The 23,614-nt window shown below is 38.5% G+C and carries 22 protein-coding genes; 14 read left to right on the top strand and 8 right to left on the bottom strand.

All coding sequences use genetic code 11. The features are described 5' to 3' along the window. Nucleotides 1-41: 41 nt before the first annotated feature. On the bottom strand, nt 42-1,592 hold the full coding sequence (locus tag EZL74_RS00530; RefSeq protein WP_131474633.1) for a glycosyltransferase family 2 protein: 1,551 nt from the start codon (nt 1,590-1,592) through the stop codon (nt 42-44). 115 nt (nt 1,593-1,707) lie between these two features. On the opposite strand from EZL74_RS00530, the gene EZL74_RS00525 reads away from it, so the two are divergent. The 4 genes from EZL74_RS00525 to EZL74_RS00510 all read left to right on the top strand — a co-directional run bounded on the left by EZL74_RS00525 (nt 1,708) and on the right by EZL74_RS00510 (nt 4,289). Next, entirely contained in the window at nt 1,708-1,929 is a 222-nt protein-coding gene (locus tag EZL74_RS00525; RefSeq protein ID WP_131474632.1) for a hypothetical protein, read from the top strand. 3 nt (nt 1,930-1,932) lie between these two features. Then, the gene (locus EZL74_RS00520; protein WP_131474631.1) at nt 1,933-2,436 is read left to right on the top strand and encodes an RDD family protein; all 504 of its coding nucleotides are present in this window, start codon (nt 1,933-1,935) and stop codon (nt 2,434-2,436) included. 2 nt (nt 2,437-2,438) lie between these two features. Next, nucleotides 2,439-2,888 (top strand): GNAT family N-acetyltransferase, encoded by a 450-nt coding sequence (locus tag EZL74_RS00515; RefSeq protein ID WP_131474630.1) that lies wholly within the window; start codon nt 2,439-2,441, stop codon nt 2,886-2,888. Nucleotides 2,889-2,954: 66 nt separating this feature from the next. Next, complete coding sequence (locus EZL74_RS00510; RefSeq protein ID WP_131474629.1) at nt 2,955-4,289, top strand: deoxyguanosinetriphosphate triphosphohydrolase; 1,335 nt, start codon at nt 2,955-2,957, stop codon at nt 4,287-4,289. Between the two features lie 20 nt (nt 4,290-4,309). Here the strand turns inward: EZL74_RS00510 and EZL74_RS00505 are convergent, their stop codons facing one another. Further along, on the bottom strand, nt 4,310-6,109 hold the full coding sequence (locus EZL74_RS00505) for a 1-deoxy-D-xylulose-5-phosphate synthase (RefSeq protein WP_131474628.1): 1,800 nt from the start codon (nt 6,107-6,109) through the stop codon (nt 4,310-4,312). Between the two features lie 38 nt (nt 6,110-6,147). Here EZL74_RS00505 and EZL74_RS00500 point away from each other — a divergent pair, with 38 nt between their 5' ends. Both EZL74_RS00500 and EZL74_RS00495 read left to right on the top strand, forming a co-directional pair. After that, entirely contained in the window at nt 6,148-6,591 is a 444-nt protein-coding gene (locus EZL74_RS00500; RefSeq protein WP_131474627.1) for a nucleoside deaminase, read from the top strand. A 94-nt stretch (nt 6,592-6,685) separates the two neighbouring features. Further along, entirely contained in the window at nt 6,686-7,438 is a 753-nt protein-coding gene (locus EZL74_RS00495; RefSeq protein ID WP_131474626.1) for an SIMPL domain-containing protein, read from the top strand. Between the two features lie 84 nt (nt 7,439-7,522). Here the strand turns inward: EZL74_RS00495 and EZL74_RS00490 are convergent, their stop codons facing one another. The 3 genes from EZL74_RS00490 to EZL74_RS00480 all read right to left on the bottom strand — a co-directional run bounded on the left by EZL74_RS00490 (nt 7,523) and on the right by EZL74_RS00480 (nt 11,725). Further along, nucleotides 7,523-9,373, bottom strand: coding sequence for a T9SS type A sorting domain-containing protein (locus EZL74_RS00490; RefSeq protein WP_131474625.1), 1,851 nt, complete (start codon nt 9,371-9,373; stop codon nt 7,523-7,525). Nucleotides 9,374-9,504: 131 nt separating this feature from the next. Then, a complete protein-coding gene (locus EZL74_RS00485) occupies nt 9,505-11,049 on the bottom strand; it encodes an Rne/Rng family ribonuclease (RefSeq protein WP_131474624.1) in 1,545 nt (514 codons plus the stop codon). A 382-nt stretch (nt 11,050-11,431) separates the two neighbouring features. Then, entirely contained in the window at nt 11,432-11,725 is a 294-nt protein-coding gene (locus EZL74_RS00480) for an HU family DNA-binding protein (protein WP_131474623.1), read from the bottom strand. 132 nt (nt 11,726-11,857) lie between these two features. Between EZL74_RS00480 and mutY the strand changes: the two genes are divergently transcribed. From mutY to gldD, 4 genes are read left to right on the top strand one after another with little or no spacing between them, the layout of a single operon-like run. Beyond that, on the top strand, nt 11,858-12,898 hold the full coding sequence (mutY, locus tag EZL74_RS00475; RefSeq protein WP_131474622.1) for an A/G-specific adenine glycosylase: 1,041 nt from the start codon (nt 11,858-11,860) through the stop codon (nt 12,896-12,898). 45 nt (nt 12,899-12,943) lie between these two features. After that, nucleotides 12,944-13,381, top strand: a complete 438-nt coding sequence (locus EZL74_RS00470) for a single-stranded DNA-binding protein (RefSeq protein WP_131474621.1) — start codon at nt 12,944-12,946, stop codon at nt 13,379-13,381. Between the two features lie 26 nt (nt 13,382-13,407). Beyond that, nucleotides 13,408-14,706, top strand: coding sequence for a gliding motility-associated protein GldE (locus EZL74_RS00465; RefSeq protein WP_131474620.1), 1,299 nt, complete (start codon nt 13,408-13,410; stop codon nt 14,704-14,706). Between the two features lie 8 nt (nt 14,707-14,714). Beyond that, nucleotides 14,715-15,278, top strand: coding sequence for a gliding motility lipoprotein GldD (gene gldD, locus EZL74_RS00460; protein ID WP_131474619.1), 564 nt, complete (start codon nt 14,715-14,717; stop codon nt 15,276-15,278). Nucleotides 15,279-15,322: 44 nt separating this feature from the next. Here the strand turns inward: gldD and EZL74_RS00455 are convergent, their stop codons facing one another. After that, entirely contained in the window at nt 15,323-15,715 is a 393-nt protein-coding gene (locus EZL74_RS00455) for a heavy-metal-associated domain-containing protein (RefSeq protein ID WP_131474618.1), read from the bottom strand. Nucleotides 15,716-15,835: 120 nt separating this feature from the next. Here EZL74_RS00455 and EZL74_RS00450 point away from each other — a divergent pair, with 120 nt between their 5' ends. Next, nucleotides 15,836-16,702, top strand: a complete 867-nt coding sequence (locus EZL74_RS00450) for a DMT family transporter (protein ID WP_131474617.1) — start codon at nt 15,836-15,838, stop codon at nt 16,700-16,702. A 52-nt stretch (nt 16,703-16,754) separates the two neighbouring features. On the opposite strand, the gene EZL74_RS00445 is transcribed toward EZL74_RS00450, so the two are convergent. Together EZL74_RS00445 and EZL74_RS00440 are read right to left on the bottom strand one after the other, a co-directional pair. Then, nucleotides 16,755-18,806 (bottom strand): M16 family metallopeptidase, encoded by a 2,052-nt coding sequence (locus EZL74_RS00445; RefSeq protein ID WP_240034538.1) that lies wholly within the window; start codon nt 18,804-18,806, stop codon nt 16,755-16,757. 12 nt (nt 18,807-18,818) lie between these two features. Continuing rightward, on the bottom strand, nt 18,819-20,147 hold the full coding sequence (locus EZL74_RS00440) for a M16 family metallopeptidase (protein WP_131474616.1): 1,329 nt from the start codon (nt 20,145-20,147) through the stop codon (nt 18,819-18,821). A gap of 212 nt (nt 20,148-20,359) precedes the next feature. On the opposite strand from EZL74_RS00440, the gene rplU reads away from it, so the two are divergent. The 3 genes from rplU to EZL74_RS00425 all read left to right on the top strand — a co-directional run bounded on the left by rplU (nt 20,360) and on the right by EZL74_RS00425 (nt 23,542). Continuing rightward, nucleotides 20,360-20,719, top strand: coding sequence for a 50S ribosomal protein L21 (gene rplU, locus EZL74_RS00435; protein WP_131474615.1), 360 nt, complete (start codon nt 20,360-20,362; stop codon nt 20,717-20,719). A gap of 24 nt (nt 20,720-20,743) precedes the next feature. Next, nucleotides 20,744-21,004, top strand: coding sequence for a 50S ribosomal protein L27 (gene rpmA / locus EZL74_RS00430; protein WP_131474614.1), 261 nt, complete (start codon nt 20,744-20,746; stop codon nt 21,002-21,004). Nucleotides 21,005-21,151: 147 nt separating this feature from the next. After that, a complete protein-coding gene (locus EZL74_RS00425; protein ID WP_131474613.1) occupies nt 21,152-23,542 on the top strand; it encodes a T9SS type B sorting domain-containing protein in 2,391 nt (796 codons plus the stop codon). Nucleotides 23,543-23,614: the final 72 nt, after the last annotated feature.

The raw sequence follows: 23,614 nt of genomic DNA, 5'->3' as shown, positions 1-23,614 counted from the left end.
TTAAAAGCCATCAATTTGATGGCTTTTTTTATTAACGATTATTAATTCCTCTCTTTTAGCTTTTGAGCCCAAAAAACACTGGTATTCCATTGTTTTTTTAAAGTGGTATAAAAACGAAACGGATTTTTTATGCCTTGTTTTCCAAAGGATTTTAAAAACAGTAAAGTTTTGTAGCCGTTAATTTCTTCCGTGGTTTCGTGTGTCAATTTATACAGCATTACCGTTGGTGATGGCTTGGGTTGGTACTTTTCGTCGCTCCAATCAAATTTAAACTTGGTTCTGAAGCCACCCATAGGAGCTTTAAGGTGCAACAGTTTCGGATTCGAAAAGAACACCACATCTGTTCCGGCATTGCGTATTTTTTTTCCAAAATCACTGTCCTCTCCGTAACCAAATTCAAAGCTTTTGGAAAATCGGATATCTACAAGTACTTCACTGGCCACAAAACTGCTGCAGGTGCCAAAACTAACCCATTGAAACGGTTTTGTTTCGATAAATTTTTCTCCCTTTTGCAAGCAGGAAAGAGTAAGGGCTTTTTTATCGTAGTTTTTACAATTCAACAAGCATTGGTGTAAAAAGTCAGCGTCTATCCGAACATCGTCATCGGCAAAGAAAACCCACTTACTTTTCAACTGTTCTAAAGCAAGATTTCGGGCATTACATGCGCCTAAGGTATGGGTGAAAGTGTGTAGTATAGTAAAAGGCCAGTCTTCAGTTGTGAGATAATCCAACTCAGATGAAGCCGTAACATCTCCGTTTTGTTCGATGATGATGACGTTTTTAGGAAGTATGTTTTGTTTTTTTAAATCGAGCAGTACATCATAAAGGTATTTTTTTCTGCCAATGGTAGGAATCAAAACATCAATGGTGTCTTCTTCGGTAATTCCTGAATGCTTCAGTAGAGAAACTTCAGTCAGATTGTAACTTTCAACCGACTTCTTTTTATAAGACAATGAAAACAGTAAGGGCAACAGCGGGATTTTTTTTTCATAAATTAGAAAGTCCAGCAATAATAGGAAAACCCAACGGGTTCGGTAGTGTTCTTTTACAAATTTAAAAAGAGTGAAGCGAGAAGTTTTACGGGCTTTTATTTCTGAAAACGCAGAAGTGCTTTTCAGCAAACGGGGCTCAGAATAACAAAACAACCCAAGAGGCATGTGTTTTTTGGCTAAAGAATTTAAAAAATAATCAAAATCGTTTGCCGTGCTGACCGCATCGTCGGCATTTAAAAAAACAGAAGCATGTGCATAGCCTGCAGAGCCCGACATTAACCAAGTAGGATAGGTATTGGCTTTGTTGATGTTGATGAAAACACTATTCTCTACATAGCCTATAGCATCCGTTAAATATGGAGTCGGGTAGGGATTAAAAGAAAACAAGGTGTTGTTGTAAGTTTCATTCTTTTGAATAAAATCGACATTCAATTGGGATTCCAATGCGCAATGACACCACACTATTTTTTCTTCCGGAAATGTTGCGGCAAGTATTAACAATTCGGTGGTTATGCTGTTTTTTTCAGAAAATGAAAGTGCACGACCTTCGGTTGAAATAACCTGTGTAACCGATTTGTTATTGTGGTAAAGTATAATCATATGCCTCAAATATAAAGAAAGCAAAAAGAGAGGACAAATTTAATGCTAAAAGATAAAGTACTTCGTTTGGCGACTGTTTGGTTTTAATTACCTTTGAAATCAAAATAAGATAGCAATGGCGAAAGAAAAAGGAATCTATACCGGTATTATTGAAAAGGACGAAAACGGCAATTATTTTTGCGGTAAATATCTGTTGGATTATAAATATACTGAAGCCGGTTTCAAAGTTGGTGACGAAATAAACATCAAATCGGTGATTGCTAATCCGAGCGATAAGAGTTACAACCAGTATCCGGAAAAATCCCGAAACTTCTTTTTAGCCAATAAAAAGGAATAATAAATGGAGTCGAAAAAACCATTCACAGTTACCGAAGAGCTTCTGGCTTCACATGCTCAACGTATTTTTAATTGGTTGATAGACATGCTGATGCAGGTTGTTTTGTTGTTTGTGATATTAGTTTTTGTCATGGCTTTTGCCGAGGCCAATAGTAATAAAGCCATTCAGAATTACATAGTGAATCTCAATACAGTTGGACAGTACACACTGAGTAGTTGCGTAGTTTTGTTGTATTATAATATTTTTGAGATTGCTTTTGCCCGCACTATTGGTAAATTTTTTACCCAAACTATCGTGGTGGATGAAAACGGAAATACGCCCGATTATCAAACCATCATGTTACGCTCTATTTGCCGATTGATTCCTTTATACGGGTTTTCTTTGCTGGGTATGCCGCCAAGAGGCTGGCACGACAGCATTTCAAAAACGTATGTGGTTGATAAAAAAGCTTTAGACCAAAAAAAGAGACTTTTTTATGCTTTGCAACAATCCGGTCAAAATGAATAATCATGACAAAACTTGTAAGAACAACGTCTGATAATCCCGATTTTCAAAGACTTACCCGTTTGTTTGATGATTATTTGGTTGTTATTGACGGTGATGAAAAAGATTTTTTTGCCCAATACAACCAAATTTATCTGGAACATGTGATTGTATGTTATGAGGGGGAAACGGCCTTGGGTTGTGGAGCCTTTAAGCCACTCGAAGGACATACTGCCGAAATTAAAAGAATGTTTGTATTGCCCGAGCATCGCGAAAAAGGAATTGCTACATCTGTTTTACATGAGCTTGAAAACTGGGCCAAACAATCGGGGTTTACCACTTGTATTTTAGAAACGTCCAATCAGTTGAAAAACGCCATAGCTTTATATCAAAAATCGGGCTATGAAACCATTCCCAATTACGGGCAATATGTTGGGGTAGAAAGCAGTATCTGCATGCAGAAAAGTTTAAATTAAAATGTATTTTTGAAACAATAATAATATCACCCTTGGCTAAGTCGAAGGGTTAATTCTATACTGATTATGACCTGGGAACAACTTTTATCTTTAAAACGTCAAGGCGACACCAGCAAAAGACTGCGCATCGAACAAGACGATACACGATTAGGCTTTGAAGTTGATTACGACCGTATTATTTTTTCTTCGGCTTTCAGAAGTTTACAAGATAAAACCCAGGTGATTCCTTTATCTAAAACCGATTTTGTGCATACCCGTCTGACCCACAGTTTGGAAGTGTCGGTGGTGGGCCGTTCTATAGGAAGATTAGTGGGGAAAAAAATCATCGAAAAATACCCGCATTTAAAAGAAGTACACGGCTATCACATGAACGATTTCGGTGCTATAGTGGCTGCGGCCGCTTTGGCTCATGATATTGGGAATCCGCCATTCGGTCACTCGGGTGAAAAAGCCATAGGCGAATATTTTTCTATTGGTAAAGGACAACAATATAAAGATCAACTAACCCCTAAACAATGGCAGGATTTAGTCGATTTTGAAGGAAATGCTAATGGTTTTTCGGTGCTGACTAGTTCCCGACCGGGTATTGAAGGCAGTTTGCGTTTATCGTACGCTACTTTGGGTGCTTTTACCAAATATCCCAAAGAAAGTTTGCCTAAGAAACCCACTAAAAATATCTCAGATAAGAAGTATGGTTTCTTCCAATCTGATAAAGAGTTCTTCAAAGAAGTAGCCGAAGAATTGGGGATGATTGCCAATAAAACAGGCGATGACATAGGATATGAGCGTCATCCGTTGGCCTTTTTAGTCGAAGCCGCCGATGATATTTGCTATACGATTATTGATTTTGAAGATGGGATTAATCTGGGCTTGGTTTCGGAAGATTTTGCTTTAGAATATTTAATCAAATTGGTCAAAGACACTATAGATACGTCAAAATACCAAACCCTCACCACCAAAGAAGACCGCATCAGCTACCTGCGCGCCTTGGCAATAGGTAATTTGATTAATGATGCCGTAAGGGTTTTTATCGAAAATGAAGAAGCTATTTTACAAGGGAAATTCCATTATGCCCTGACCGATAAAAGTAAGTATAAAGCCCAAATGGATGACATCATCAAACTAAGCGTAAAAAGCATTTATCAGAGTCGCGAGGTTATTGAAAAAGAACTTTCGGGGTATCAAATCATCAACAATTTGTTGGATAAATTCATCACCGCTTATAACAACCACCATGAAGGTAAAACTACCAATTACGACAAGTTATTGCTGAAAATTTTACCCGAAAAACACCATTTAGAGAAAGAAAGTCTATACGACAGGCTGCTCCACATCTGCCACTTTATATCGATGTTGACCGACGGAAAAGCTGTGCAACTCAACAAAATTGTCACAGCCTAATTCAGTTTGTTTTTTATATCTTAATCTTCATCATGCCCTTCTTCGCCTAACAAGCCGGAGAACAGCGATTTTAAGCCATCAATGTCGATATTGCAGAATTGTTGTAGCTCGTCAACAGTGCCATGTTCTATAAAGTAATCGGGCACGCCGCAAAGGAAAATTTCGTTCACATAATCATTTTTGGCCGAAAATTCTAATACTGCACTTCCGAAACCTCCGGTAGTTACCCCATCTTCAACGGTTATGATGGTAGCAAATTTGTCGCAGATTTTGTGCAGTTTCTTTTCGTCTAACGGTTTAACAAACCCAAAATGATAATGAGCAAAGGCCCCCGAATCCTCTAATTCGTTGAGTGCCATGGTTACATTATAACCGATAGTTCCGGTTGATAAAACGGCTATTTTTTTGCCTTTTCTGAGTTTTTGAGCTTTCCCGATTTCTATTTTTTGGAAATTGACAGGTAATTTCCAATCCACATTTTTACCTCTCCCTCTCGGGTATCGAATGGCAATAGGTTTTTTTAAGCCCAATGAAGCGGTGTAAAGAATGTTTTGCAGGTCTGTTTCGTCTTTAGGAGCATAGATTATCATATTCGGAATACAACGCAAATACGCCAAATCAAATACGCCATGATGCGTGGCTCCGTCTTCACCAACCAAACCGGCACGGTCTAAGCAAAAAATTACCGGTAGATTTTGCAGGGCTACATCATGTATGACTTGGTCATAGGCTCTTTGTAAAAAAGTTGAATAAATGTTGCAGAAAACAACCATGCCCTGAGTCGCCATTCCGGCCGAAAGCGTTACGGCATGTTGCTCGGCTATCCCCACATCAAAAGCTCTTTCCGGGAAAGCCTCCATCATGAATTTCATCGAACTTCCTGAAGGCATAGCCGGAGTAATACCAATAATTTTTGGATTTTCTTTAGCTAATTCAACCAGTGTTAAACCAAATACATCCTGGAATTTAGGAGCTAGGTCTTCGGTAGATTGCTTGATTATTTCGCCCGTTACGGCATCAAATTTTCCCGGTGCGTGGTACTTTACCTGATCCTCTTCGGCTTTTTGCAGTCCTTTGCCTTTAGTAGTTATGAGGTGTAAAAATTTAGGGCCTTTTACGTTCTTTAGTCGTTCTAATTCTTTGATTAAACCCGGCAAATCATGACCGTCAATAGGTCCTGAATAATTAAAATTCAGCGATTTAATCATATTGTTCTGCTTAGGGTTTTTACCCTCTTTAACCGCAGTTAAATAATTTTTTAAAGCTCCAACACTAGGGTCAATACCAATGGCGTTATCGTTTAAAATAACTAATAAATTAGCATCGGTAACTCCCGCATGGTTGAGTCCTTCAAAGGCCATTCCGCTAGCAATAGAGGCATCACCCACTACGGCTATGTGGTGTTTGTTTTCGCCTTTTAATTGAGAAGCCAGCGCCATACCCAAAGCAGCAGAAATTGCAGTTGAAGAATGGCCAACGCCAAATGTATCGTATACACTTTCGCTTCGTTTTGGAAAACCTGAAATGCCGCCCAACTGACGATTGGTGTGAAATTTAGTTCTTCTTTCGGTTAGAATTTTATGCCCGTAAGCCTGATGGCCCACATCCCAAACCAATAAATCATTAGGCGTGTCAAAAACATAGTGCAAAGCTATAGTCAGTTCAACCACACCCAGGGATGCGCCCAGATGGCCTTCTTTTACCGACACAATATCAATGATGAATTCGCGTAATTCTTGGGCTAATTCGGGCAATTGACTCACGTTTAATTTTCGTAAATCAGTAGGCGTTACTATATGTTCGAGCAATTTTTTTGACATGCCACAAAGGTAACGAATTGAAATCGTATTTTTGTTTTATGGAAAACCCTTTCACCGACGAGTATTTTATGAAAAAGGCTTTGCAGGAAGCCGAAGCGGCTTTTGAAAAAGGCGAAATTCCTGTGGGCGCTGTCATTGTAATAGATAATAAAGTCATTGCCCGCACTCACAATCTGACTGAAATGCTCAATGATGTTACGGCTCATGCCGAAATGCAGGCTATTACTTCGGCGGCTAATTTTATTGGCGGAAAATACCTGAAAGGCTGTACACTTTATGTTACGTTAGAACCCTGCCAAATGTGTGCCGGAGCCTTGTATTGGAGTCAGATTTCCAAAGTGGTTTTTGGTGCTTCAGACGAGCAGCGCGGCTATCAAAATATGGGTACGAAACTGCATCCCAAGACCGAGGTGGTGCGGGGAGTTTTAGCTCAGGAAGCCTCAGACTTGATGTTGCGGTTCTTTGCTTCAAGAAGAAAATAAGAAGTTATACAGGACGTCAAGATATTTTATTTTAGTCATACTAAACCGAAGTTTTTTTCGTTATACCTTTGAAACTAACACTATACCTAAAACAATGGAAAAAATCAAATCATCAGTCATTATCGGTGTGGCCGTAATCATTACCGCCTGGATTCTCGGAAGTGCTTTCCGCAACCGCAACGCCAATCTCGATTCTATCTCTGTCATCGGATTGGGAACCAAAGATTTCGTTTCAGATGAAATCCTCTGGTCCGGAAGTTTTACCACGACCAATATGGATATTAAAGCGGCCTACAACAAAATTGTTTCCGACCAAAAAACAGTAACCGATTTCTTTTTAAAAAAAGGATTCAAAGCCAATGAATTCAGTTTTGGGGCTGTCAATTTTCAAAAGAAATTCCGTGAAATCCGCAGCGAAAGCAACGACAACAGAACCCGTTACGAGCAAGTGTTTGACGGTTACGAAGCCACACAAACCATTACTTTTTCGGCCAAGAAAAACCCCGGTCTGATGAAACGAATCGAGGAAGTGTCGAGTAAAACGTCTGAATTGGTAAACTCCGGTATCGAATTGTCCTCCAATTCCATTCAGTATACCTATTCGGCTTTGCCCAGTTTGAAACAAAGCCTTATCGAAAAAGCAACCCAAGACGCAAACGAACGCGCCACCAAAATCGTTAAGACCGCCAACGGAAAAATCGGAAAGCTGAAAAATGCCAGTATGGGCGTGTTTCAAATCACCGGACAAGGTTCTACCGAGGAAGACAGTTACGGAGGTATCAACGACACCTACAGCAAAAACAAAACCGCCCGCATCACCGTGCGATTGGAATATGAATTAGAATAAAAAAAGCCCCGATTCTTCGGGGCTTTTTTCAGATCTATCGTCAGTTCGAGTATCCCGACTTGTCGGGATGTATCGAGAACCTTTCTACTCCTTGATAAACTTACCCGTGGCACTTCCTTTATCGCTGATTATTTTGATAAAGTAGCTGCCGGTTTTTAAATTGGAAACATCAACGGTTTCTCCCGGATGGGTGTTAACTTGTATCAATTGACCAAATGCATTATAAATACTAACGGAACTCAGATTTACAGTTTCTTTGGCAGTAATGGTAAGTGTGTTTTTTGTTGGAACGGGCGATAAGCTGAAAACAGAGCTAAAATCAAAATCAGCAGTCCCCAGAGCCTGTATAGTGGTAGTATAAGTATTAGTAGTTATAGGCTCGTTATAATCAAAATAGATATAAGCATTGTTGCTGAAAGTATTGCCTACAACCAGCGACGATTTTGTTTTAATTTTAAAAGCTATATATCCGTCATTATTAGCGTCATCAAATGGCAAGTTGATGTTTTCAAAAATAAATTCTACGCTGTTGCTGTTCGAAATTTTAGTAACAAAAGAAGCACTACTGCTAAGCGGCACTAAACTGGCAATATCAAATTTTGAAGCATTAATATAATCCTGAATTACGATGTTTTTGGCATTAGCCGTTCCGGTATTCTCAAAACGAATCACATAATGCACATACTTGCCAATCATGCTTGAGGAAACAGTGCTGCCTTCTGTACAGGTTTTATCATTAGGATCAAAAGAATTTACCACCGTTTGGTTCAATACAGATGAATTATCCACCGGAGTTTCATCAGTAGCTCCGGTTACAGTGGCCGTAAAATACAAAATATCATCACTGTTTACAGCCGGTGTATCTGTAGGAGCATTTACCCCAAGTATCACCAAAATTTCCCTTGTTTCAAATGGAAGCAAATTACTAAAACTCCAACTCAAGCTATTCGTAGCCTCACTGGTAACACTCGGATTGGCATAAGCAAAATGCAGGACAGCATTGTCAAATGCCAAATCAACCATGCCACTCTGCGAATGAGTTCCTTTGTTTTTGTAGATTATTTTATAAACTGCATTGTTTCCGGGTCTTGCAGGAATGTTCGGAAGCAATGTAATTTCCAAATCATTATGAGTACCGTTAGGGGTTACGCAAAAGTTTTGGATAAAAGGACTGGCCGTTGCCGGAAAAGCCACAGTCGACGATACCGGTGAAACCGAAAAATATGCCGGCATTTCTAATATTGGAGTAATTGTAACCGTGCCTGCCTGAACAGGTATTGCATAATTTCCGGCAAGATTAGAGTTAATCTCAAAAAAGGAGCCGTTTGAAACAGCATATTTTAAGTTGGCAATACCATTGTCGCCCGCATCACAGCCATCGTTATTATTATCATAGCGCGCGTTGCCTTGCAGTTTATAAAAAGTTCCTCCAAGCACAAAGTTACAATAGGAATTTACAGTACAATAGCAATCCACTACTTCACCCTCATCAGCACAAATGTAAAGCCCATTAGGATTCCCGGTAGCATTAACGTTTTGGTTAATTCCGTTTTTAATAAACAAAGTTGTCAATTGATTATTTTGGCACCATAAAGTCTGAAGATGCGTCAAAGTATTCAATTCTAAAGTAATAATTTGATTCCCGTCGCAGTACAAACTCTGAAGATTAGTAAAAAAATTTATACCGGTTAAATCTACTATGCTCGAATTGGAAACATTCAAACTGTAAACCAAATTAGCTTCACTTTGCTGAATCTCACCATCATTATTGGTGTCAATTTTTATTTTAACAAAAGAAGCATTGTAAGCAATATTTGCTGTTGGGCCCGCCGCCAATAACTTCGCCTTAAAATTAGCATCAGGAATTATTACTATTTGAGAGTGACTTGTAAGTCCAATAAAAAAAAGAGCTAAAAGAGAATATAGTTTTTGCATGACGAAATGATAAGAGTTTGTTTCTCAAAGATATGAATTTAGGTTTATCATTATCATTTTCAACAACAACCCACAAAAAAACCGCCCCTCTTTCGAAAGGCGGTTTTTGTCATCCCAAATTTAGTTCAGGACTATTCCTTAATCTCATTTCCATCGTTATCGAAGAAATGATACTCTAAATACTTGTAAGCGTCGCGCGGTATGATTTTCACCCATTTCTTATGCTCAAAAAACCATTTCGAGCGTAAGGATGGAAAACCTTTTTTAAGGTATGCTGCCACAAAAGGATGAACATTCAATTTCAAACCACTGTGGTCTTTAACAATCTTTTCCAAAGCAAAAGAAATCTTGTCAATAATCTGTATCGGAGCATCTATATCCCCGGCCAAATTATTCGGATTCTCTTCTCTGGTTTCAATATTTACTTCAGGTCTTACCCTTTGTCGCGTAATTTGAACTAATCCAAATTTACTCGGAGGCAAAATCTTGTGTTTAGCTTTATCGTCGCTCATTTCCTCTCTAAGGAAGTTAAACAACACTTGGCGGTTTTCGGCATTTTGCATATCAATAAAATCAACAACAATAATACCCCCCATATCCCGCAATCGCAATTGTCTGGCAATTTCGGCCGCCGCAATCAAGTTCACTTCCAATGCGGTGTCTTCCTGATTGTTGGCCTTGTTAGAACGGTTTCCACTGTTCACGTCAATAACGTGCAAAGCTTCGGTGTGTTCTATAATCAAATAAGCTCCTTTACTCATCGAGACCGTACGCCCGAAAGAAGTTTTGATTTGTCGCTCAATATGGTATTTCTCAAACAACGGTGTGTCTTTCGACTGATAAAGCTTAACGATTTTTTGTTTGTCAGGGGCTATTTCGGCTAAATAGTCTCTGGTTTGGTGGTACAACTCTTCATCATCTATTTGAATACTGGTAAAAGTATCGTTGAATACGTCTCTCAGGATTGAAGAAGCTTTATTCATCTCACCCAAAATTTTAGACGGATGATGAGCAGTTGGTAATTTTTTACACATTGCAGTCCATCTATTCATTAAGTTCTGCAAATCTTTTTCTAATTCGGCTACATTTTTGCCTTCGGCTACTGTTCTCACAATAACCCCAAACCCCTTTTGTTTGATAGCCTGTACGAGTTTCTTGAGTCGGTCTTTTTCTTCTTTAGATTCTATTTTTTGCGAAATAGAAACCCTATCCGAAAAAGGAACCAAAACCACATAACGCCCGGCAAATGAAAGCTCTGAGCTTATCCTTGGGCCTTTAGTAGAAATAGGTTCTTTGACTACCTGAACCAGTACCGATTGATTGGCGCTCAATATGTCTGAGATAGCACCGTTTTTATCAATCTCTTTTTCAAACTGGAAGTTTTTTAGGGAGAAATCTTTTAGTTTACCTGCGCTTACAAGTTTTATGAATTTCAAATAAGAAGCTAAATTGGGACCTAAATCGTGATAATGTAAAAAGGCATCTTTTTCATAGCCTACATTTACAAAAGCAGCATTAAGTCCGGCAACCGGTTTTCTGATTTTGGCAATAAAAATATCACCCACCTGAAAGTTGCTGGTTTCTTCTTCTTTGTGTAATTCAATTAGTTTTCCATCTTTTAATAAGGCAAAATCTACAGCATTTTCACCACTACGGATGATTAATTCTTTATTCATGTTGTAAATTTTTATCCAAGCTGGTTGTCGGTTATCGGTTGTCAGTTGTTGGAAAAGCCATCAACTATCAACTATCAACCATCAACTCTTCAAGGATGGATTAAACATTTTAAACAGGTAATGTGTTACCCGGTGAATTTTAGAAAGCAGTTTTCAGTCGACAGTATCCAGTTAGTATTTCTGTCTGCTGCGGTCTTGTATCTGCGGTCTGAATTCCTTTTCAATGAACGTTTAAAAAAAGAAAAGTAGTTTAGAACTACTTTTTCTTTTTGTGTCGGTTAGCTCTTGCTCTCTTTTTACGTTTGTGAGTTGCTACCTTATGTCTCTTTCTTTTTTTACCACTTGGCATAAGCGTTTGGTTTTTATGATTAATAAATAAGTTTTATACTGCTACTTCAGTGTTTGTTTTTACTGATTCTACAAATACTTTAGCAGGTTTGAATGCCGGAATATTGTGAGCTGGAATTTTGATAGTAGTGTTTTTAGAAATGTTTCTTCCTGTTTTCTCAGCTCTAGTTTTGATGATGAAGCTACCAAAACCTCTCAAGTAAACATTGTCTCCAGTTTCCAAAGAAGTTTTAACTTCCTCCATAAACGCTTCAACAGTTGCTTGAACATCTCCTTTTTCAAGACCTAATTTTTCTGAAATTTTCGCTACGATATCTGCTTTCGTCATTTTCTTTCGTATTTAATATTATGTGTAAATTTTTGAGGTTGCAAATATATGAATTAAAAAAACAATATTTCAAGCATAATCTATTAAAATTTAATCACATAAAGATTTATTTTTGCGGGCTACATTTTGGCTATGAAATTTTCCAACTCACTTATTCAATGGTACTTACAAAACAAGCGTGATTTGCCTTGGCGAGATACTACCAATCCGTATATTATTTGGCTTTCCGAAATCATGCTTCAACAAACACGCGTTGCACAGGGTTTGCCTTATTTTTTGCGTTTTACCGATGCTTTTCCCACAGTCTTTGATTTGGCGAATGCCCAGGAAGAAGAAGTACTCAAATTATGGCAGGGGTTAGGGTACTATTCTCGTGCTCGAAATTTGCATAAAACCGCCAAACAAGTTGCCTCTGAATTCAACGGAGAATTTCCCAAAACCTATGAGGCATTACTTCGTTTAAAAGGAATAGGAGCCTACACAGCTGCCGCCATTGCTTCGTTTGCCTATAACGAAAATGTGCCGGTGGTAGATGGCAATGTGTTCAGGGTTTTGGCGCGCTATTTTGCTCTCGAAACCGACATAGCTGCTAACAGTGCCAAAAAAGAATTTACCGAGTTAGCTGCTGAACTATTGCCCAAAGGACAGGCAAATCTTTTCAATCAGGCGATAATGGAATTCGGAGCATTGCAATGCGTGCCCAAAAATCCTGATTGTTCCAACTGTATTTTTAATGATAGCTGTGCGGCTTTGCAACTCAAGAAGGTTGGACAACTCCCGGTAAAATCAAAAAAGCTGAAGGTAAGAAATCGATTCTTTAATTATTTGGTCTTTTCAGATGAAGTAAATAATACCCTTCTGCACAAAAGAACTCAAAAAGGTATTTGGCACAATTTATATGAATTCCCGCTATTGGAAACGGATGTTATGGAAGATGACCATGTCGTTTTTGATTTAATTCAGAGTCAGGAATTTGTCAGCAATGACATTCTTCAAATTCAGTTGTATAATCCGGAATTCATAATTCATAAATTATCACACCAACAGCTTCATATCAAGTTCTGGAATGTTAAGGTTAGTGGAGAGATGAAAGAAGGAATCGACTGGGAATCAGCTCAAAAAATGCCATTCCCGATCGTGGTTTTTAATTTTATTGAAAAAGTTTCGTTTTAAATTTCAAAAAAAGTAGTAAATTTGAAAGAAACAAAGTTATAAACGATGAATGGTACTTTAAATAAAGTTATGTTAATTGGTCACCTCGGCGATGATGTCAAAATGCATTATTTCGAAGGAGGAAATTGCATCGGCCGTTTTCCTTTGGCTACCAATGAAGTTTATATCAACAAACAAACCAACGAACGAATCGCTTCTACCGAATGGCACAATTTAGTAGTGAGAAACAAAGCTGCCGAAATCTGTGAAAAGTATTTGTCTAAAGGCGATAAAATCTACGTCGAAGGACGAATCAAATCACGTCAGTGGCAAGCCGAAGACGGAACTACAAAATACACCACTGAAATTCAGGTTACCGAATTCACCTTTTTGACCACCAAAAAAGAGATAGATGGTTTGAAAACACCCCAAAATCTGGAACCCAAAAATACTAATTTAGAAGCGCCAAGTACTGCAAGTCCGGAAAATGATTTGCCGTTTTGATATTGTTTAACTAACCCCCGTACCCTTTGGACCCGGAGCCCAGTCTTACATTTTTTAACAACACTATAGATACCCGCTTGCTTTTCGGGAGTATCGGAATTGCCTTTTTTTTGTTTTCATCAGCCTTGGTTTCGGCTGCAGAAGTAGCCCTTTTTTCGCTTACGCCAAAAGACATCAAAACCTTATTTGATCAAGATGCTGCCAAAGCCAACCTGATTTCACAATTGTTACAACGTCCCAAAAAATTATTGGCAACCATACTAATTGCTAACAATTTCAGTCATATTGGGGTGGTGATTATTTTCTCCTTTGTGGGGAATAACATTTTTGCCGCCATAACATCACCTTTAATGAAGTTTTTGGTCGAAGTGATTTTGATTGCCTTCCTTATTTTATTGTTTGGTGAAGTATTGCCCAAAGTATATGCCAGTCGCAACAACATCAAGTTCTCAAAATTCATAGCCAATCCTATATTGGTTTTAGACAAAATATTGTCTCCCGTGAGTTTGCCGATGAGAGCCGTTACGGTTTTTTTACATGAAAAACTCGGGAAACAAAAATCAAATATTTCAGTAGACCAATTGTCACAAGCCTTAGAACTGACGTCAACAGACGATACCAGTTCCGAAGAACAAAAAATTCTTGAAGGAATAGTTTCATTCGGAAACACGGATACCAAGCAAGTGATGAGCCCAAGGATTGATGTATTTGCCTTGGAAATTGAGGAAACTTTTGCCGAAATTTACCCCAAAATTGTAGAGAAAGGCTATTCCCGAATTCCGGTATATCGCGAAAATATTGATCAGATAGAAGGTGTTTTGTTTGTGAAAGATTTGATTCCGCATATTCATAAAAAAGAATTTGATTGGAACAAACTCATGCGAAAGCCTTTCTTTGTACCCGAAAACAAAAAACTGGATGACTTGCTCAAGGATTTTCAGCGTTTGAAAAGTCATTTGGCTGTGGTGGTTGATGAGTATGGCGGAACGTCAGGATTAGTGTCGTTAGAAGATGTAATCGAAGAAATTGTGGGCGATATTTCAGATGAGTTTGATGATGAAAATATTAACTTCTCGCAAATAGACGACAAGAATTTTCTTTTTGAAGGCAAAATAAATTTAAAAGATTTCTACCGAATAGTAGAGGTAGACGAAGATACGTTTGAAGACCGAAAAGGAGAGGCAGAAACCCTGGCCGGATTCATATTGGAAATTTTGGGAAACTTCCCCAAAAAAGGACAAAAAATCCATTTTTCGAATGTATATTTCACCATTGAAAGTGTAGACAAGAAAAGGATAAAACAACTTAAAGTAACATTAGAATAAATAATAAAATGCATAAAAAAATATCAGCCGGAGTATTGTTAGTCATCCTTGCGGTTTTTGCCGGCAGTTGCAAAAAAGATACACTGCCTAAACCCGCCAGTCAGTTGAGGCTTGATTATCCGGAGGCAAAGTATGCTTCTTTCAGTAATCATTGCCCTTTTGAGTTTGAAATGAATGAAGATGCCATTATAAAAGAAGACAAGAATTGCGGCTTTTCTATTCAGTATCCAAAGATGAAAGCCACAATTTATCTGACTTATAAAACGGTGAACAATAACATCAATGTTTTATTGAGAGATGCTCAAAAATTAACTTACGAACACGTGATTAAAGCTGATGATATTTTGGAACAGCCATTCATAAACTACGACCACAAAGTATATGGTATGTTTTATCAGGTAGATGGAAATGCGGCTACCAATTCTCAGTTTTATGTTACAGACAGTATCAAACATTTTGTGACGGGATCGGTTTATTTTTTCGCCAAACCCAATTTCGACTCAATTATGCCCGCGGCCAGTTACATTAAAAATGATATGCAGCGTTTAATGGAAACCATACGTTGGAAATAAAAAAAGGAACTCAATTGAGTTCCTTTTTTGTACAAATATTATTCTTAAGCCTTGTTGTTAGTCTTTACATTTGATACTTTGTAAGTAGCACCATCACCGGTAGATTCAACCGCTTGAACCAGTTTTTCCGGAGTTAATACCGAAGCATCAAAATCAACGGTAGCTTCTTTTTTGTCGAAATCTACAGTCGCTTTTTGAACGCCGTCCATTTTTGCTAATTTCTTTTCAATGGTTTTGGCACAACCAATGGCGCAAGTCATTCCTTCAATTTTGAAACTTGCTGTTTCAGGTTTTACCGCTACGGCAGGAACTTTCTTTTCAACAGTTGTCGAGGTTTCGTTGCCGTCAGCTGTGGTAGGTTTGCTGGCTGTGTCTTTACAGCTCAACAATAATGTTGAAGCCAGACCGCATATTAATAATGATTTGGTGAAATTCATGAGTCTTATATTTTTTACGTTGTTTGTAATGACAGTCTTCTGATTGTGGACAAAATTAATGAAAAATAAAGACGTTAGTTCTTAAAAAAATTACAAAATTTGACGGGTTAAAAACAAGCTATGAAATCACCACATCTAAAATGGTTTATCTTAATTGTTCTGGCACTCATTTGGGGAAGCTCATTTATACTGATTAAAAAAGGGTTGATTGGCTTAAATCCTTTTCAGTTGGGATCATTACGCATAATCTTTTGTGCTTTGTTTTTGTTGCTAGTCGGTTTCAAAAGTTTGGCTTCAATTCCGTTGCACCAATGGAAGTATGTAGCGTTGACCTCGATGTTCGGAACGTTTATCCCAGCCTATCTTTTTGCTTTGGCCGAAACAAAGGTCAGCAGTTCCATTTGTTCGATTTTGAATTCGTTGACACCGTTGAATACTCTTATTTTGGGTTTTGTCGTCTTTGGGTTGCATTTTAAAAGAAGTCAGTTTATAGGTGTACTAATCGGATTGATAGGAACTACGGTGCTTATTTTTACCGGCAACAATCAGCACGGAAGCGAAAACTATTACTACTCGGTTTTGGTGTTGCTGGCCACGATTTGCTATGCCACGAATGTGAATTTGATCAAAAAATATTTGTCCGATGTAAAACCGCTAAGCATTACGACGGGCAATTTTGTGGTGATGGTAGTGCCGGCGACTGTCATCTTGTTGTTGACCGATTTCAGTGCCAAAGTGAGTCAGCCGATTACCCAACACGCCATGCTTTTTGTGATGATTTTGGGCATTGTTGGCACCGGAGTGGCCAATGTACTTTTTTATAAGCTCATTCAAATATCCTCGCCAGTCTTTGCTTCTTCGGTTACATACCTGATACCAATTGTTGCCTGCATCTGGGGCATGCTCGATAACGAACTGCTGACGCCGTTTCAGTTTTTGGGAGCGTTCATCATTTTGGCAGGCGTTTATTTGGCGAACAAGAAATAAAAAAGTCCCGAATTCTCGGGACTTTTTTGTATATCAACTGTTGTGATTTCAATTATTGAAAGTCAGCATCCGAAACACCTTCGTTGATTTTGGCTTCCGAAATTTTGATGTCCAATTCAATGCCTACATTCATGATGGTGTTGAAAGGTACTTTTACGCCTTTTACATCTCTGTAGTCATTAAAATAGGTCACTCTGCTGGCTTTTTTACCCGATTCATCTTCTTCAGAAGTCGCTTCAGCAGTTTTTAAACCAGATTTTACATCAAAATAATACGTAGTATCTCCGTCAACTACAGCATAGGCATCGCTACCGTTGATAGGCTCAACAGCGGTAACTTTCACGCCGTTTTTTGTAGCCAATAAGGTCTCGTTAAACAATACAGCGCTTTCTTTGGCTTTGGCCAAATCATCGCCTTCTAAGGATTTTTTCTGACCTTGTTGCATCATGTAGGCAGTATTACCGTTCACGACTTGTTTCATAATGCTCATGCCTTGCATTGACAATTCAACCAACATTTTTCCTTTGGCATCTGCTTTAGATTTGTAATCTAACGGCATAGGGGCTTGTGGGATTTTAGTGCTGCCAATCAAAGCAATTGATTTAACGGTTTTGATGGCTTTGGCACCACCGATAGCCGCAACATAGTTGTCAACGATTGATTTAACAGTTACTCCCGCAGGAACCGGTTTTTTCATCGCTGGCTTTTCGGTTGGATTTCCGTATTTGTCAAAGTAAAAAATAGGAATGTTTAATTTTTCCAATCCGGCCAGTACTTCTGAGCCTTTCCCGGTTACTACAATTCTCAAGTTGTCGGCCAAGAAATATTTGTTGGCAACTCTCATGATGTCATCGGCCGTTACGGCATTGATGTTTTTGATGTAGTTTTCATAGAAATTAGCCGGTAAACCTTCGGTTTCAATATTCAAAGCGTAACGAGCGACCGTTGCCGGTTTTTCTACCTGCATCACAAAACGTCCGATGTAACCGGCTTTTACGCTGTTTAACATCTCATCGCTTACTTTTTCAGTTCGGATACGTTTTAATTCTTTCAAAGCTTCTACTACCGCACTGTCGGTAACGGCATTTCTCACTTGCGAATTGGCTTTAAACATGCTGTTTAAATATTTGTCGAAACCAACACTAGAGCGTGCACCATACGTCCAGCCGTGTTTTTCTCTCAAATTCATGTTCAAATAACTGTTGAAGTCTCCCCCAAATACTTGGTTGGCCAAGATAACCGGGAAGAAATCAGGGTCTGCCATTTTCAAACTTACGGTATTGATCAATGAAATTTCCGATTGAACCGCATTTGGCATATCCACAAAATTAATTTGGGTGTATTGCACGTTGCTTGGATTAGAATATTCAATTCTTGGCGCCGTGGCTTTTACCCATGAGCCGAATAGTTTTTCCACCATTTTCTTCACGTCTTTGGTTTTCACGTCTCCAACCACTACCAAATAAGCGTGCTCAGGCACAAAATAAGTGCGGTAGTTGTCTTTTACGTCTGCCAAAGAAACATTGTTGATGGTTTCTTCTGACAAATACTCCCCTTTAGGATTGTTTTTGCCAAAAGCCAGTACGTTTTCTACTCTTCCGGCTACTACAGAAACATTTTTTTCCTGCGTTTTTAAGCCTTCGATTAGCTTGTCTTTCTCTTTGTCGAATTCTTCCTGAGTAAAGTTAGGCGTCAAAGCTCCTTCTGCCATTAACTCCAGGATTCTTCCCGAGTATTTTGACAATCCGCTGGCAGAAGCGCCCGAAGCATAAAAGTTTATGTTGGCTCCAAGAAAATCAATCTCTTCATTGAAAGCGTCTTTAGGGGTTTTAAGCGAGCCGTTTCCGATCAAGCTGCTGGTTAAATCGTCAACCCCTTTTTTGTTGCCTTCGGCATAAGGCGCGTTGTCAATAGTTAAGCTGAAAGAAACTCTCGGTAATTTATGGTTTTCAACCACCAAAACTTTTAATCCGTTCGGTAACGAAAAGGTTTCCGGTTTTTTGATGTTGATGCTTGGCGATGGCCCTGGTTTTGGCTGTGTTCTGTCTTGTGCTTGCATGATAAAAGTTAAAAACAAGCTTGATAATATGATAATTTTTTTCATTTTCGAGTAAGTTTATTTGTTTTCAGCTTTGTCTTTGGCAGGAACATAATCCAAAATCAAACGTTGGTTTGGATTCAAATATTTTTTGGCAACGGCTCTAATTTCTTCACGGGTAATCGAGCGGTACATATCGATTTCGGTATTGATAAGGTTTACATCGCCATACAACAAATAGTAAGTCGCTAAGTTTTCGGCAACTCCTTCAATGTTTGAATTGCTGTCTACATAGTTGTTCTCGTTAATGTTTTGTAATTTTTGGAAATCTTTTTCAGAAATTAAGTCGGTTTGCAATTTCACGATTTCTTCGTCAATTTCTTTGATTAAATCGGTTGAAGTAAAGGTCCCTTGTGGCATTCCGTACAGGATGTATTGACCGTAATCTTCCTGGCTGTAGTTGAAAGCCCCGACTTGCAAAGCCATTTTTTTGTCATCTACGATTTTTTTGTACAATTTAGAGCTTTTACCATCGCTCAAATATGTAGAAATCATGTCTAAGACACGGGCATCGCGGGTTTTCATCGACGGGGTTCTGTAAGCGGCTACGACCATTGGTTTTTGGATGTTCGGATCTTCGTAAGTAGCATGAATCGTTTCGGTGATGGGTGCTTCTACGAATGTTTGTTTTTTCAATTCCACTCCTCTTGGGATAGGGCCGAAATATTTCTCAATCCAAGCCTTGGTTTGCGGAATGTCGATTTGACCGGCTACCACCAAAACCGCATTGTTTGGCGAATAAAACTTCTTATTGAAATCCTGAAATTCCTTTAAAGTCGCTGCGTCCAAATGCGCCATAGAGCCGATGGTGGCCCAACGGTACGGGTGGACTTTAAACATATTTTTCTTTACTTCGGCAATCAACTGACCATACGGCTGGTTGTCTACACGTAGTCTTTTTTCTTCTTTTACCACTTCGTTTTGCGTATCTACCCCAATTTGGTTGATAACCGGGTGCATCAAGCGCTCAGATTCCATCCATAATCCCAATTCGGTATTGTTGGAAGGGAATACTTCAAAGTAATAGGTGCGGTCTTCCGAAGTATTGGCGTTGTTGGTTCCTCCGTTAGACGTTACGGTTTTCATCCATTCGCCTCTTTTGATGTTTTCGGTCCCTTCGAACAATAAGTGTTCAAAAAAGTGAGCAAAACCGGTTCTTTCCGGATTTTCGTCTTTGGAACCTACGTGATACATCACCGAGGTGATGACCACCGGAGCCGATGGGTCGTTGTGCAAGATAACGTGAAGTCCGTTTGGCAAATCGTACTCCTCAAAAGCTACCTTTTGGGCATGAGCTATTCCTCCAAGCATAAGCATTGAACTTAAAGCGATTAAAGATTTTTTCATAAAAAATTGAAATTTTTTCGTTGATTGTTCAGTTAGTTAACTAACTTTTACTTTTGTTACACCAAAGGTATCTTTTTTTATTCATTTACATAAAATTATTTATCTCGTCTAAGGGCTTGATTTTAAAGATAAAACTTTTTTGTCTCAGGACTTGTGAGTATGATAAATAGTCGTATATTTGCGCACTTAAAAATTAATTAAACATTATTGTTATGTACGCAATCGTAGAGATAGCAGGGCAACAATTTAAAGTAAGCAAAGACCAAAAAGTTTTTGTTCACCGTTTGGCTACCGAAGAAGGGTCAAAAGTTTCTTTTGACAGAGTTCTTTTGTTAGACGACAATGGGAACATCACTTTAGGCGCCCCAGCTATAGAAGGTGCTTCAGTTGAAGCCAAAGTGTTACAACACTTAAAAGGAGACAAAGTAATCGTTTTCAAAAAGAAAAGAAGAAAAGGTTACAAAAAAAGAAACGGACACAGACAATCATTGACTCAAATCGTAATTGAGGGAATCAACGGAAGTGCTCCAAAAAAGAAAGCAGCAAAAAAAGCTGAAGCTACAGAAGAATAATTAACATTTAAAAACTAAAACGTCATGGCTCACAAGAAAGGTGTCGGTAGTTCTAAGAATGGTAGAGAATCAGAATCGAAACGTTTAGGCGTTAAGATTTATGGTGGTCAAGCTGCAATTGCTGGTAATATCATCGTTAGACAAAGAGGTTCTAAACACAACCCGGGAGAAAACGTTTACATGGGTAAAGATCACACTTTACATGCAAAAGTTGATGGGATTGTAAAATTCCAGAAAAAAGGAGACAACAAGTCATTTGTGTCTATCCTTCCGTTCGAAGCATAAGAACAACTCTTATCAGAATATAAAAACCCGCTCAGTACTGAGCGGGTTTTTTGTTTGGAGTATAATTTACAATGCTCCATTTAGGGTTTTCATAATATATTCCTAGTGTTTTGTCTTTTGTACAGAAATACAGTAAATTTGGGTTCTATGAAAAACGTACTCCTATTTATTCTTCTGTTGCTTAGTGTTACACTTAACGCTCAGAATGATTGTACAGATGCTTTAGTGGTATGCGGTAATACAAACTTTAATGATATTGATGTAACCGGACCGGGAGCACTGCAAGAGGTAAACAGCTGTGGTGGTCATGAACATAACAGCATTTGGATGAAAATTAAAATTGCTACTTCCGGTACGCTTGAATTTACAATTATTCCTCAAAGCAGTAGCCTAAGTGAGGATTTTGATTTCTATCTTTATTATTTTGATTCTTGTATTCAAAATAATATAATTCGCTGTTCAACGACAAACCCGGTTATGGCCGGATTGTCATATAACATAACTGGTTTGCGCAGTTCTGAAACAGATACCAGTGAGGGACCTGCGACAGACGGTAATGGATTCGTTTCAGTTGTTGATGTGGTGGAAGGAGAAACGTATATGCTTGTAATTGACCGCGCTATTGGAAACAGTAATTTTTCGTTAATATGGAGCGGAACAGCCACATTTAATGAACCCCCGAAGTTTGATTTACCCCCTGAAGTGACTTCGTTAGATTTAACAGAATGCGACGTTGATGGTGTCCCGAATGCGTCAACTGCTTTCAACTTAACACAAAATACCCCGCTCATTATTGGAAGCCAAACCGATGTTGAGGTTACTTATTACATCAACGAGAGCGATGCTTTTTTGGGCGTGAATCCGATTGCGAACCCTAACTCATTTGTGAACACCTCAAATCCGCAGACAATTTATGTGAGAATTGAAAATACCATAACGGAATGTTATAATAATGGTTCGTTTACAATTAGTATTTCCGGAGAAATAGGTTTGTCGGCAAATGAATTTTCTATTTGCGATGACACAACTGATGGTAGCCAGTTCAATGGTCAGACAACGTTCAATATGCAAGAAGTTACCTCAATCGTATATCCTGATTTCGGTCCCGGAATCACTTTAAATTACTATTTATCAAAAGCAGATGCGGAAAATGATATTAATCCGCTTCCTCAATTTTTTTATAATACAGTTCCCGAACTCCAAACTATTTTTATAAAAATTGATGACGGCAACTGCTTTTTAATAAGTCCTATCGACTTAATTGTGCACTCATTTCCTGCTGTAGCAGGGGCAAACCTTGTTCAGTGTGATTATGGTATCAACCCGGATGGCTTGACTACATTTAATCTCAAAGAAGCCGATGGGTTTTTTACAAATGGAGATCCAAGTGTCAGTGTGACCTATTATTTGGATAACGCGAGTCTTGCCGCTGATCTTCCGTTATCGGCTAATTACACCAATGTGGCTAACCCTCAGGTTATTATAGCGAAATTGATAAATGGCAATGGTTGCAGTGCATTTTATCCCTTAACTCTTATTGTAAATGTAACAGCAGGGCAGACTATTGCCGCATTGGAAACCTGTGATTTACAACAAACCGGTTTCGCTACATTTAACCTTAGTCAGGCTAATGTGGTATTATCGCCTTCACAAACTGCTGCATATTATGCTACGCTTCAGAATGCATTACTGAAACAAAATCAGCTTACTAATCTTATGTATACCAATACTTCTCCCTACAATTCAAGCGTCTTTGTGAGGGTTGAAGACGGAATGAACGGTTGTTCGGGTATTAGCGAAATTCCCCTGAAGGTTAACAGGCTTCCGCAAATTGAAGCTAATGATGAAGCTTATATATGTGCAAACATATCTGGATTCCAAACAACAATTGATGCCGGGATATTGGATGGACAGCCTTATAATTTTGTTTGGAGTTATGGTGGTTCGGTTCTTCCGTATACTACTTATGCTATTAATGTTGATCAACCCGGTACTTATAAAGTTGACATTATCAATTCTCATGGTTGTATCAATACACGTTCTGTAGAGGTAAGTCCTTCTTATGGAGCCAGTATCACATCGGTAATTAGTCAGGGTACTGCCGTTGAAAATAATTCGGTAATCATAAATCCTGCTTTACCAAATTACAGTTACAGTATTGATCATCCGGAAGGCCCTTTTCAGTCGAGTAATCAATTTTATGATATATCCTGTGGTATCCACACCGCCTATGTTATTGATAATGATGGTTGTGGTGTAGGGTCAAAATCCTTTGAAATTATTGGAATTCCGGTTTATTTTACTCCTAATGATGATGGTCATAATGATACTTGGAATCTGCGTTGTACTACTACGCAACCTGATACCATAATTCAGATTTTTGATCGGTTCGGGAAATTTATCAAGCAAATTAAAGCAGGTGGTGAAGGTTGGGACGGAAATTTCAATGGAAAGAAACTTCCTTCTGACGATTATTGGTACTTTATAAAATTTTCGGATGGCAGAACACAAAAAGGACATTTTGCCTTAAAAAGATAGATGGTTCAGATGTATTTATATCTTTTATTAGAATTTCAACAGTTCCTGTTATTCCAGTTTTATTGAATGTCT

Source organism: Flavobacterium silvisoli (assembly GCF_004329815.1).
In the GTDB taxonomy this organism is placed as follows: Bacteria; Bacteroidota; Bacteroidia; order Flavobacteriales; family Flavobacteriaceae; genus Flavobacterium; species Flavobacterium silvisoli.
The sequence above is the reverse complement of the archived record's forward strand: the minus strand, read 5'-3'. Positions and strand labels throughout refer to the sequence as shown.